This is a genomic window from Methylobacterium sp. NEAU K, from assembly GCF_030700285.1.
In the GTDB taxonomy this organism is placed as follows: Bacteria; Pseudomonadota; Alphaproteobacteria; order Rhizobiales; family Beijerinckiaceae; genus Methylobacterium.
Map to the genome: position 1 here is coordinate 1 of NZ_JAUYZJ010000014.1, position 11,889 is coordinate 11,889.

Sequence of the window (11,889 nt, forward strand, 5' to 3'; positions counted from 1 at the left end):
AACCAGGGCGCGTTCGTCATCAACGCCGCCAATAACTTCCCCGTCGTCTACAGCGGCATCGGACGCCGCAGCGACGAGTTCGCCGTCGTCCGCGCAGGCCTGAACTACAAGTTCGGATCGTACTAAGTCCGAGCCGTGAACCGCGGCGGGGGCGAGGGGTTCGCTCCTCATCGCCCTCCGCCGCGGAAGGTGCCGTACTCCGGTTGACCTTCGCGTCTCCCGCCCGATCAGACCGGCCGCGAGGCCGGCAGCACCCCAGGAGCACCCGCTCCCGGGGTGTTTTTCGTTCTGGGATCCGATCCGACAACCTTCGCCCGCAGGTCATCGCGACGTCGCGGCGAGGCGCAGGCCGCCGCCCCCGCGGACGCTGGATCAGCCGATCGCCCAGAACAGGGGGAGCGCGCCGGCCAGGAACAACGCGGAGGAGAGGAGGACGGCGGCACCCTCACGGTAGTGGAGGATGAGCGCGTGCGGGCGAGCGAACATGAGGGGAGCCGGATCGGACGTGTGCGCGTCACGCTCGCCTTCGAATCTTGACCGATCAGGGGCAGTTCACGCCGTCCACAGGCAGTCGCCGGGCACTGTCGCATCGGAGCCACACGCGGCAGGATGTGCGCGTGCGCACCTCACGGTGATCGGTCCGGGTGTAGCCATCCCGTCGTGGCCGTCATCGCCCCCTCGGGCGGCCCGATCCAGCGGCGCAGTGACCTTCGTGGTCGCTGCGCCGTTGTCGTTCAAGGCATACGTCGAGCTTGTCGGGCGTCGGCGGGCCCTGGAATAGAGGCGCCTTGCGCTTCGACGATACGGCCGCGCTTCAGTTCACCGGACGCCGCTCCAGGCGCCAAGCGGCGACCGCCATGCGTCGGGCCTCGTAGGTCTGACGGATGCGCGAGCCCGGCTCACCCTGCCCGGCCGGACCAAAGCCGTGGAGCAGCGCCCCATCCGGACCGTAGGCCCGTCTCATCTCAACGCGCCAGAGCCGATCGGCATGGGCAAGCGCCATTTCCGTGACGGCGAGGCCGTCCGAGTCCGGCAGCGTCGAAGGGTTCATGCGCATGGTTGTCAACGCGCCCGATGCGATGGCGATCCGTGTCTGCAGATAGTCGAGACGAAAACCGGGAGGACGATCATCGACATGCGCGTACGTTCGCGGGCCATCGAGCCATCTGGCCGATGACCATCGCGATCGTAGGTGGCATCGATGCCGATCATCTCGCGCAACAGGTTCGCTCCGGCGCTCTTCTCCATGAGGCCGCGCAGGGTCGTCGCCGCGTTGGGCGTCGGGGGCCTCTGGGCGCGGGTTCGGCCCCCGCAACCCGACCCTATCCGGCAACCGCCGATGGCAACCCCTCAGCGACACCGCCGGGGGCACGACCGACGCAAGCCGCAGGATCCCAGGTGTTGATCAGCCACGGTACGCGTGAGCCGGCCATGGGCTTGGCGTAGAGGAAGCCCTGCGCATAGTCGCAGCCCATCGCGCCGAGCCTCCGAGCCTGCCCCGCCGTCTCGACGCCTTCAGCCGTGACCTGCATTCCGAGGCTGCGGCCGAGACTGATCACCGCCGCCACGATGGCGGCGTCACCCTCGTCGCGTTCCAGGTCTCGCACGAAGCTCTGGTCCACCTTGATGTGGGCGACTGGAAACTGCTTCAGGTGCGTGAGCGAGGCGAAGCCCGTCCCGAAATCGTCGAGCGAGATTGTCACGCCGCTTTCGCTCAGGCGCCGGAGCGTCGCGGGCACGCACTCGGACCCGTGGCCGAGAAACACCGTCTCGGTTACCTCAACCTCGAATTGTGCTGGCGGCACCTCGAACGCGTTGAGGACCGCGAGGATGGTCCCGGCCAGATCAGGCTTCCTGAACTCGGCCGACGAGAAATTCATCGCCACCCGGCCGAGGCTGAGACGGCGCGCATTCCAGTCGCGCATGTCCTCGGCGACCTGCCGGAGCAGGCTCGCGCCGAGCGCGGTCGCGAGTTCCGGGTCATCGAAGGCCGAACCGAAATAGCCGGGCGTCAGCAACCCCTTCTCCGGGTGCTGCCATCGCGCCAGGGCCTCGAAGCCCACGATCGCTCCGGTCGAGAAGCAGACCTTCGGCTGGTAGAATGGCACGATCTGCCCGGCATCGAGAGCGGCCCATACCTCTCGGGCGATCGTGACACGCCGGTTCGCCTCGGCCCGCATGTCCGGCGTGAAGACAACCGCACGGCCGCGGCCATCCACCTTGGCGCGAGACAGCGCGATGTCGGCTGCTTTCAGCAGCTCGCGCGGATCGCGGTGATGCTCGGGATAGGCGGCCAAGCCGATGCTCGCCCGACAGGCGAGCACATGTTCGCGGTGACGAAACGATCGCCGCAGGCACTCGTTCAGTGCGGCCGCATGGGTGGCCGCATTCTCCAGGCGCAACGGCGCGACGAGGATCAGAGCGAACTCGTCGCCAGCCAGTCTCGCCACGGTGTCACAGGGTCGCAACCCCGCGCTCAGCCGGCTGGCGGCCTCGCAGAGCACGGCATCCCCGGCATCGTGCCCGAGGGTCTCGTTCACCTCCTTCAGCGTGTCGAGGTCGAGCAGAAGGAGACTGACGCTGGTGCCGTTGGCCTCAGCCTCGGCCAAGGCTTGGTCCAGGCGTTGCTGGAACAGCCTGCGGTTGGGCAGCCCCGTGAGCGCATCGTGATTGGCGCAGCGCCATACCTGCTCCTCCGCAAGCTTGCGCTCCGTGATGTCGAACGTCACGCCGACGAGCCGGTCGGCGTGAATTTGCTCGGCGCGCACGGCCAGCCAGAGCACGGCCCCGGTCGGGTGGATGTATCGAAACTCAGCCGCGTCTCGTGTCCCGCCGAATGCGATGAAGCCCTCGGCCGCGGCGCGGTCATCCGGATGCACGCGGTCGAGCGCGAAGGCCTGCGTTGCGGAGTCGAGGCCCAGAAGGTCGCTCGCGTTTCCAGTCCGTGTCACGATGCCGGTCAGCGCGTTCTGCTCCCACGCCACCAGCCGCCCAGCTTTCAGCGCGAGCCGCAGCCGCTCTTCACTGGTCCGTAGCGCGGCCGTGGCCTGACGCTGCTCGGTCACGTCGCGGACCGCGCCGACCATGCGCAGCGGCTCCCCCGCATCGTCACGGATCACGAAGCCGCGATCGATCACCTCGGCGTAGCCGCCGTCGTCGGCGCGGTAGCGATAGGCATCGCGCCAGCGGGTCTCGGTCCCACGGACGACCCCGTAGAAGGAGGTCCGCACGCGCTCGCGATCCTCGGGGTGTATCCTGTCCAGCCAGCGCGACGGTGAAGGCTTGGTCGCGTCGGCGATGTGGTTCAGCACCCGACCGGTCGCCTCGACCCAGGCGACGTGATCCGTCGTCAGGTCCCAATCCCAGATGCCATCCTGAGTGGCCATCACCGCCAGACGGTAGCGCTCCTCCTGACGGCGGATGGTCTCGGCGGCCTCGTGGCGCTCGTGGATGTCGGTCGCAATGCCGACCCATTCCTGAATCTGCCCGGCTTCATCCTTCAGCGGCACCGCCCTGGCGGCTGTCCAGCGATACTGGCCATCGCTGCGCCGCACGCGATAGGTGTGGCTGCCGGGCTGCCCGGACGCGATCAACGCCTGCCAGTTGGCGACGAGGCCCTCGCGGTCATCCGGATGGACGACATCCAGCCAGCCATGGCCGCGGTAGGTTTCCTCGGCCTGCCCCGTATACGCCTCCCAGCCGTAGCTCTCGATGATGCTGCCCGCAGGATCGGCCCGCCACACCATCATGCCCGTGGCCTCGATCAGTGCCTCGTGGCGCTTCAGCGTGGTCCGCCGCTCGGCCTCCTGCTCGACCTGCGCGGTTATATCGCGTGAGATCACAAGGATGTGCTCGTGCGAGCCGGTGTGGCTCCGGATCGGGCTCAAGCTCACATCCCACCACCGCGGCTGACCCTTTCTCGTCGGGCAGTAGCCGCGGAAATGGGCGGCGCTGCCGGCCTGGGCCTGCGTGAGTGCCGTCTGAGCGGCTTCGCGGTGCTCGCCCTCCCAGAATTCAATCCACGGCTGGCCGAGCAGGGGCTCGACATCGGTGATCTGCAACGTCCGCTGCCCGCCCGCACTGATAAACAGCAGGCGACCGTCCGCCCCGACAAGCTTGACGCAATCCGGGCTCGTTTGCAGCAGGCCGGTGAAGAGGTCGTCGAAAAGCCCCGCCCGAGTGGCACCCGGACTGGTCCGACCACCGTGCCGGCTGAGCGGGTCGGCGCCCGTCGTCTTCGGGAGGGAGGCGTCGGCGGCCCCGTGAAGGCGAAAGGTGTTCCTGCCAGCATTCTTAGCGTGATAGAGCGCCCGATCGGCGCAGGTATAGAGATGGTCCGGCTCGAGCCCATCCTCCGGCGCAAGTGCGATCCCGATGCTGATGCCGATCCGCACGGGGTAACCGCCGAGATCGATCGGCGTATCCAGCGCCCGGAGCAGCCGCTCGGCCAACTCGACCGCTTCCTCTGCCTGTCCCCGACCGGTCTGGATGATGACGAATTCGTCGCCGCCCAGCCGAGCGACCATGTCCTCGGCGCGTAGGACGCCTTTCAGCCGATTCGCCACGGCACAGAGCAGTTTGTCGCCCGCCTGATGACCCAGCGTGTCGTTGACCGGCTTGAACCGGTCGAGATCGAGACAGAACAGGCCGAACCCGCCGCCGCGCCGCTGGGTGCGTGCGATCTCACGCTCAAGCTGCTCTCGGAACAGAAGCCGGTTCGGCAGGCCGGTGAGCGGGTCGTGACGCGCCATGTGCGTCATCCGCTGCTCGGCATCCTTACGCTGTGAAATGTCGCGGATGACGGCCACGTAGCCATCGGGTTCGCCTGTGATCTCTTTGGGCGTGAGGCTGAAGGAAATCTCGACCCACAACCACGAGCCGTCTCGGCGACGGTAGCGCTGCTGGGTAACGGCCTGGGTGATTTGGTTCGTCTCCAGTCGCTTCAGAAGCCGCGCATAGGCTTCCGTCTCGTCCGGATGCACGAAATCGAGCGGGTGCGTGCCGAGGAGTTCCTGCGGCTCATAGCCAAGCAGGCGGCCGGCGGCCGGCGAGACGTAGCGGCGCGTCCCGTCCATATCGGACCGGATGATCAGATCGGTGCTGTTGTCAGCGAGCAGCCGGTACTTTGCCGCGCTCTCCCGCGCGTTGTGCTCCGCCCGACGCAGACGAAGCTGGGCGACCACGACGTGAGCCAGGTCGCGAAGCTGTTCCTGGTGCTCTGGCGAAAGAGAACGCGGCACGCGATCGATGATGCACAAGGACCCGAGGTGAATGCCGGGGGCGAGCACGAGCGGAGCGCCGGCATAAAAGCGGATATGCGGTTCGCCTGTGACGAGCGGGCTGGTGGTGAACCGCTCGTCCTGCCGCGCGTCCTCCACCACCAGAACCTCGTCCGACAGGATGGCGTAGGTGCAGAACGAGGCCTCGCGTGGCGTGCCGCTCGCGCCCAGGCCGCAGGTGCCCTTGAACCGCTGCTCGGTTTCGCTGACGAGCGAAACCAGCGCGATCGGCACGCCGAAGAGCGCCTGCGCAGTCCGGCAGATGGCGTCGAACTGTGGCTCGGACCCTGAGTCCAACACATCCAGATCGTGCAGCGCCCTCAAGCGCTCCAACTCATTGGGATGAACTGGATACATGCATGGCCTCACCGAGCCAGAGCCGCTGAACGGTCCCCATCCGACCCGGCGAAAGCATATGACCCGAGTGTTAACAGGGTCTGCCGATACAACTTCTCGTACGAAATATGCCGCGATTTGTGTTGTCGCCCGTTCGGGGAGCCGCGCTCGTCCCTTATCCGCTTCCGCGCGTCACCTCGCGGACCGGGTCTCAGCTTCGCTGCCCCACGTGGAGCCCGCAACCGCGGTCATCGCGCAGCCCTACGCGCGCCGAACGGGGATCGGATCCGGATGATGACCGCGGTGGGGACGCCCAGGGAGGGTGAGACGGTTAGGCGGCCACGGCTCGGCCGGGTGAAACCCAGCGCGGAACGGGCTCGTGCAATAACCGGACACCGAGTCGTCTTAATCTTCGCTAAGCGCTTGATGCTGCTGGCGCTCCCAAGGGGAATCGAACCCCTGTTTTCGCCGTGAGAGGGCGACGTCCTAGACCGCTAGACGATGGGAGCTTTCCGGCGGCGCGGGGGTGCTATAGCCACGACCCGCCGGGGGAGCAAGGCCCTTGGCGGGAGAATCCGCACGGGCGGGTGAAGATCAGCTTCGAACAGGGGTCGTGGTGGACGCAGACGACGAGGAGCGGTTCGGGATCGTCGCAGAGGGCGGCGTCCGGCTCGACCGGGCGCTGGTAGCCCTGTTTCCGGATCTGTCCCGGGCGCGGCTGCAGGATCTCGTGCGCGCGGGCCGGGTACGCCGGGACGGCGCTTCGGTGCGCGATCCTGCACTGAAGGTCGCCGCCGGCGCGCGGATCGCTCTGGAAATACCGCCGCCGGCAGCGGCGGAGCCGGTCGCCGAGGCCGTGGACCTGGTGATCGCCTACGAGGACGACGACCTCGTGGTGATCGACAAGCCCGCTGGCCTCGTGGTCCATCCGGCGCCGGGCCACGAGAGCGGGACGCTGGTCAACGCGCTGATCGCCCATTGCGGGGCGAGCCTGTCGGGGATCGGCGGCGTGCGGCGCCCGGGCATCGTCCACCGCCTCGACAAGGACACGAGCGGCCTGATCGTCGTCGCCAAGAACGATGCAGCCCATCGGGGGCTTACGGCGCAGTTCGCCGATCACGGCCGCACGGGGCCGCTGGAGCGATCCTACGCGGCCATCGTCTGGGGCGAGCCGCAGCCGCGCATCGGCACCATCCGGGCGAGCCTTGCCCGCTCGCGCTACAATCGGGAGAAGATCGCGGTGGTCTCGGACGAGTCCGGCCGCCACGCTGTGACGCATTACGCCGTCGTCGAGACCTACGGCGAGGCCGCTCTGGTGCGATGCCGTCTTGAGACCGGGCGCACCCACCAGATCCGCGTGCATCTCGACCATCGCGGCCATCCGCTGTTGGGCGACCCTGTCTATGGCGGCGCCTTCCGCACCAAGGCCGCCCGGCTGGGAACCGATGCGCGCGACGCGCTCACGAGCCTCGGGCGGCAGGCGCTCCACGCGGAGCTGCTCGGATTCAGCCATCCGCGCACAGGGGAGACCCTCCGGTTCGAGAGCCCGGTCCCGCCCGACATGGCCGCACTCATCGCGGCGCTCGCGAAAGGTTGAACGACGGGCATCCGGCATGAAACCGAATCAGTGCCGCGTGCGAAAGGTCACCACGATGCGCGTCACTTCGTGACAGGGTACGACCAATCGAGCCGGTCGCGCGTTGATGGCGACGTGGGTGTCCCCAGCCGCTACCGGTCCGGCCAACTTACCCGTATGACATGGGTGGTCGGCAGGGTCGGCTCAAGAGCGGCCCGAGTGGACGGCACTGTTGCCCGTCGCGTCCGCCCGTCAGGGGGACAAGAGTCCAGGAGAATGACATGGCCGGTACGCTGCCCGTGCTCGCCAATGAAGGTGGCTTGTCGCGCTACCTCGACGAGATCCGGAAGTTCCCGATGCTGGAGCCGACGGAGGAATTCACGCTGGCCAAGAGCTGGCGGGATGCCGGCGACCGTGAAGCCGCGCATCGCCTCGTGACCTCGCATCTGCGCCTCGTGGCCAAGATCGCCATGGGCTATCGCGGCTACGGCCTGCCGATCGGTGAAGTTGTGTCCGAGGGCAATGTCGGCCTGATGCAGGCGGTCAAGCGCTTCGATCCCGACAAGGGGTTCCGCCTGGCGACCTACGCCATGTGGTGGATCAAGGCGGCGATCCAGGAATACATCCTGCGCTCGTGGTCGCTGGTGAAGATGGGCACCACGGCCAACCAGAAGAAGCTGTTCTTCAACCTGCGCAAGGCGAAGGGCAAGATCTCGGCCCTCGACGAGGGCGACTTGCGCCCCGATCAGGTCAAGCAGATCGCCACGCGCCTCGGCGTGCCGGAGCAGGACGTGATCGACATGAACCGTCGCCTGTCCGGCGACACATCGCTCAACGCGCCCCTGCGCGAGGAGGGCGAGGGCGAGTGGCAGGATTGGCTCGTGGACAACACCCCGAGCCAGGAGACCGTCCTGGCCCGCGAGCAGGAAGGGCAGAATCGCCTCTCGGCCCTGAAGGATGCCCTCGGCGTGCTGAACCCGCGCGAGCGCCGCATCTTCGAGGCTCGGCGGCTCGCGGAAGATCCGATCACCCTGGAGGACCTCTCGGGCGAGTTCGGTGTCTCGCGCGAGCGCGTCCGGCAGATCGAGGTCCGCGCGTTCGAGAAGGTGCAGGAAGCGGTCAAGCGCAACATCGCCAATCGCGAGCTGCCCCGCACGGGCATCGAGGCCCACTGACCCGGCCATCCGGCGCGCCGCGGACGCGCGCCGGACCGACCCTGCCTCACTGCCAAGCGTCGAAGGCGTTCTGCATCACCTGTGCGCCCGCGCCGCCCTTCTCGAAGGTCAGAACGGCGCGCCGGCCGGAGGTGTAACGCACGGCCAAGTCGAACCAGTTGCGGCGCAGCAGCAGGTCGGTGTTGCGCTCCACGTCGTTCTGGAGCGACGACAGACCGATCAGGAACAGGTTGTCGCGCACGCGGACCGGCAGGCCAGCGACCGGCGAGCCGCGGGCGCTCTCCTCGTCCTTGGCCTGGAGCAGGCCGACATCCTGCACCGTCCGGGCGGCGGCGTCCGTGCCGCTCTGGCTGAAAGCGAGGCTCACGGTGTGGGACGCCGGCAGCGTGGCGTCGAGGTTGCGCTGGATCGTCATCACCAGCGTCAGCCCGGCATCCGGAATGGTCACGGTGGCGACGACGGCATCCTGAAGCGGCTGACCCTGCTCGCCGTTCACGGTGTCGAGGCGCCACGTCACCCGGCCGGTCGCCTTCGTGGGCTGCGCGCTCTCGACGCCCGTGGCCTCCTCGATCAATTCGGCCCTCTGGGCGACGGACAGACCGGCCTGGGCCGGCGGCGCGGCGGTACGCACCGGAGCGCCGTTTTCCTGACGCGGCGCGGTCCGCGGTGACGGCGCGGCGTCGCCGCCGACGCGGTCGCCGAACTTGGCATCGCCCTCCGTCTGCTGCGAATCCGCCGTCTCTGTGCCGCTCGCCGGGAGGGTCTGCGGCCGGTCGCGGAGCAGGAACGCAGCCACCGCGATCAGCCCGATCACCACCGCGAGCACGGACCCCACGAAGGCGTTGCGCAGGATCCGGGAGCGGCCCGTGCGCGGCGGGACGACCTCGATCCGCGGACGCTGGCGCGCGCCGCCGGTCTCGGCCGACACGGCGGCGAGGTCGGGATCGTCGACGGTCGCCGCAGGCTCCGGCGGAACCTCCGCTTCGGTCGGAGCCGGCTGGGATGACCCCGGTCGCCGCGCGGCGATCGGGATGGGCGCCTCCCGCGGCTCGGGCTCGGACGCCGTCGGAAGCGGTTCGAAGGGGGGCTCGGCGGCCGGAAGGAACGGCTCCAGCGGCGCGGCGGTGGGCTCGGGCGGCGAGGGCTCCGGGATGTCCGGCACCGCAGGGGGCGGCTGGATCGGTTCCGGCACCACCACGGCATCGTTGGCCGGGGCCGGTAGGCCGCCGTGATCCACCTCGAGCCGCTCGATCGCCGCATCGAGCGCCCGGCGCTCGAGATCGATATCGGCCTCCGAGAGCGGGGGATCGAGCGAGCGGAGCTGGCTGATCAGGGCGTTGCGCGCACGGTCGTAGACCGCCTTGCGCAGGGCGGGCGATCGGTCGGGCAGCGCATCGAGTGCGCGTGCCAGAAGCGGGTAGTAATCGGCCATGATGCCCTGATCCGCCCCTTCGGCCGCTGTCCGGCGGGGCCGGTCGAAGGCCGAGGGCCGAGGGCCGCTCCCGCCCCGACAGGTCGGTCACGGCCGTCGGCCGGTGATGTGGTGTGCCCGCCGCGCGGATCGGCACCCGCGAGCCGGTTCTCCCTACGGTGTACGGGACCGTCGATCAAAGATGCGGCCGCCGCGCCCGTTCTAGATCAACCCGGCGCGGGCTGGATACCGGCGGGACAGCGGAAAAGACGCGTCGTCAACGGGATAGCGCGCCGCGCGTCAATCCTCGAACGGATTCTGCATGAGGATCGTGTCGTCGCGCTCCGGCGAGGTCGAGAGCAACGCCACAGGCGCCCCGATCAGCTCCTCGATCCGGCGGACATACTTGATTGCCTGCGCCGGCAGCTCCGCCCAGGAGCGGGCGCCCGCGGTGGTCTCGGACCAGCCCGGGATGGTCTCGTAGACGGGCTCGACCCGGGCCTGGGCAGCCTGGCTCGCCGGCAGGTGGTCGATGGGCTTTCCATCGAGCAGGTATCCGGTGCAGACGCGGATCTCCTCGAACCCGTCGAGGATGTCGAGCTTGGTGAGCGCGATGCCGTGGATGCCCGAGGTCCGCACGGTCTGGCGCACCAGCACGGCGTCGAACCAGCCGCAGCGGCGCTTGCGCCCGGTGTTGACGCCGAACTCACGTCCGCGGGCGCCGATGGTCTCGCCGATCTCGTCGTGCAGCTCGGTGGGGAACGGCCCTTCGCCGACCCGGGTCGTGTAGGCCTTGGCGATGCCCAGCACGTAGCCGATCGCCCCCGGACCGAGGCCGGAACCGGTGGCCGCCTGCGCCGCCACGATGTTCGAGGAGGTGACGAACGGATAGGTGCCGTGGTCGACGTCCAGCAGAGCGCCCTGCGCACCCTCGAACAGGATGCGCTTGCCGGCCCGACGCTCCTCATCCAGCAGCGACCAGACGGTGTCGGCGTAGGGGAGGACCTTCGGCGCGATCGCGGTCAGCTCGGCCAGCAGCGCCTCGGCGTTCACCTCGTCGATCCCGAGGCCACGCCGGAGCGCGTTGTGGTGGGTCAGCACCCGCTCGATCTTCGCCGGCAGTGCGTCGATATCGGCGAGGTCCACCACCCGGATCGCGCGACGCCCGACCTTGTCCTCATAGGCCGGACCGATCCCGCGCTTGGTGGTGCCGATCTTGAGACCGGCATTCGCGGTCTCGCGGAAATGGTCCAACTCGCGGTGGAGCGGCAGGATCAGCGTGGCGTTGTCGGCGATCCGCAGGGACTTGGGCGAGACCTCGACGCCCTGCGCCTTGATGCGCTCGATCTCGTCGACAAGGTGCCAGGGATCGACCACGACGCCGTTGCCGATGACCGACAGCTTGCCGCCGCGCACCACCCCCGAGGGCAGCAGCGCCAGCTTGTAGGTCACCCCGTCGATGACCAGCGTGTGGCCGGCGTTATGCCCGCCCTGGAAGCGGACGACGATGTCGGCCTGCTCGGAGAGCCAGTCGACGATCTTGCCCTTGCCTTCGTCGCCCCATTGGGCGCCCACAACGACGACGTTGGCCATGCCTGCCTGCTTACCCGTGACGGAAACCGGGACGGCGCCGCCCGCGACTGCGGGCTGCGTACGTCCTGAGCCGTTTCCGCGATCCGGGCTGCGAAATCAAGCAAGCCGCCCGCGTTGCGCCCGGTCGGTCGGGGGAAACGGTTATTTCGCCTCGGTCCCCGGGGTGCGGCCGGGCAGCTCATTCGGCTTGATCACCGGCATCGCGCCGCTCTCGTCGGGCTTGACGACGGTGCCGGTCGTGCCGGTCTCGGGTGGCTTGATCACGCCCTCGTCCTTCCGGAGCTTATCGCTGAGCGACTGGTCTTTCGGCGGCGCGTCGGCGCTCGGGCGCACCCGATCCGGCGGCGTCTGGCTGGACGGCGGCAGGGCCGGGTCGGTGTCGCGACCCTTCAGAGGCGCGTCGGGATTCTGCGCAAGGGCGGGGGCCGCGAACAGGGCCGCCACGCAGGCGGCAAGCAGGATCTTCCTCGGCAAGACTGGGCTCCCCTTTTCGGACACGAGTCCCGGGAGCAACAGCTG

General features: G+C 68.7%; 8 protein-coding genes, 1 tRNA gene and 1 pseudogene. 3 read left to right on the forward strand and 7 right to left on the reverse strand.

Annotation, left to right across the window (positions count from 1 at the left end):
• A pseudogene (locus tag Q8W67_RS13130) lies at nucleotides 1-126 on the forward strand (porin family protein); the annotation flags it as partial.
• A 688-nt stretch (nucleotides 127-814) separates the two neighbouring features.
• Here the strand turns inward: Q8W67_RS13130 and Q8W67_RS13135 are convergent.
• The 4 genes from Q8W67_RS13135 to Q8W67_RS13150 form a co-directional block, all read right to left on the reverse strand.
• The gene (locus Q8W67_RS13135) at nucleotides 815-1,051 is read right to left on the reverse strand and encodes a hypothetical protein (protein WP_305546102.1); all 237 of its coding nucleotides are present in this window, start codon (nucleotides 1,049-1,051) and stop codon (nucleotides 815-817) included.
• 11 nt (nucleotides 1,052-1,062) lie between these two features.
• Nucleotides 1,063-1,221 carry a hypothetical protein gene (locus Q8W67_RS13140; RefSeq protein ID WP_305546104.1) on the reverse strand — a complete coding sequence of 53 codons (159 nt, stop codon included), beginning with the start codon at nucleotides 1,219-1,221 and terminating at the stop codon, nucleotides 1,063-1,065.
• Nucleotides 1,222-1,322: 101 nt separating this feature from the next.
• Complete coding sequence (locus Q8W67_RS13145) at nucleotides 1,323-5,636, reverse strand: diguanylate cyclase domain-containing protein (RefSeq protein ID WP_305546106.1); 4,314 nt, start codon at nucleotides 5,634-5,636, stop codon at nucleotides 1,323-1,325.
• 412 nt (nucleotides 5,637-6,048) lie between these two features.
• Nucleotides 6,049-6,124 (reverse strand) — tRNA-Glu (locus tag Q8W67_RS13150).
• Between the two features lie 104 nt (nucleotides 6,125-6,228).
• Between Q8W67_RS13150 and Q8W67_RS13155 the strand changes: the two genes are divergently transcribed.
• Nucleotides 6,229-7,212: an RluA family pseudouridine synthase gene (locus Q8W67_RS13155; protein WP_305546108.1), complete on the forward strand. Its 984-nt coding sequence runs from the start codon at nucleotides 6,229-6,231 to the stop codon at nucleotides 7,210-7,212.
• A 260-nt stretch (nucleotides 7,213-7,472) separates the two neighbouring features.
• A complete protein-coding gene (gene rpoH, locus Q8W67_RS13160) occupies nucleotides 7,473-8,366 on the forward strand; it encodes an RNA polymerase sigma factor RpoH (RefSeq protein ID WP_305546110.1) in 894 nt (297 codons plus the stop codon).
• 46 nt (nucleotides 8,367-8,412) lie between these two features.
• Here the strand turns inward: rpoH and Q8W67_RS13165 are convergent, their stop codons facing one another.
• The 3 genes from Q8W67_RS13165 to Q8W67_RS13175 all read right to left on the reverse strand — a co-directional run bounded on the left by Q8W67_RS13165 (nucleotide 8,413) and on the right by Q8W67_RS13175 (nucleotide 11,844).
• Entirely contained in the window at nucleotides 8,413-9,798 is a 1,386-nt protein-coding gene (locus Q8W67_RS13165; RefSeq protein ID WP_305546112.1) for a histidine kinase, read from the reverse strand.
• A gap of 279 nt (nucleotides 9,799-10,077) precedes the next feature.
• Nucleotides 10,078-11,370 carry an adenylosuccinate synthase gene (locus tag Q8W67_RS13170; RefSeq protein WP_305546114.1) on the reverse strand — a complete coding sequence of 431 codons (1,293 nt, stop codon included), beginning with the start codon at nucleotides 11,368-11,370 and terminating at the stop codon, nucleotides 10,078-10,080.
• A gap of 141 nt (nucleotides 11,371-11,511) precedes the next feature.
• Nucleotides 11,512-11,844 carry a hypothetical protein gene (locus tag Q8W67_RS13175; RefSeq protein WP_305546116.1) on the reverse strand — a complete coding sequence of 111 codons (333 nt, stop codon included), beginning with the start codon at nucleotides 11,842-11,844 and terminating at the stop codon, nucleotides 11,512-11,514.
• Nucleotides 11,845-11,889: the final 45 nt, after the last annotated feature.

Excerpts from the sequence above, each read along its gene's own strand:
- Q8W67_RS13135 (WP_305546102.1), bottom strand. The coding sequence starts at position 1,051 with ATGAACCCTTCGACGCTGCCGGACTCGGACGGCCTCGCCGTCACGGAA.
- Q8W67_RS13145 (WP_305546106.1), bottom strand. The coding sequence starts at position 5,636 with ATGTATCCAGTTCATCCCAATGAGTTGGAGCGCTTGAGGGCGCTGCAC.
- rpoH (WP_305546110.1), top strand. The coding sequence starts at position 7,473 with ATGGCCGGTACGCTGCCCGTGCTCGCCAATGAAGGTGGCTTGTCGCGC.
- Q8W67_RS13165 (WP_305546112.1), bottom strand. The coding sequence starts at position 9,798 with ATGGCCGATTACTACCCGCTTCTGGCACGCGCACTCGATGCGCTGCCC.
- Q8W67_RS13170 (WP_305546114.1), bottom strand. The coding sequence starts at position 11,370 with ATGGCCAACGTCGTCGTTGTGGGCGCCCAATGGGGCGACGAAGGCAAG.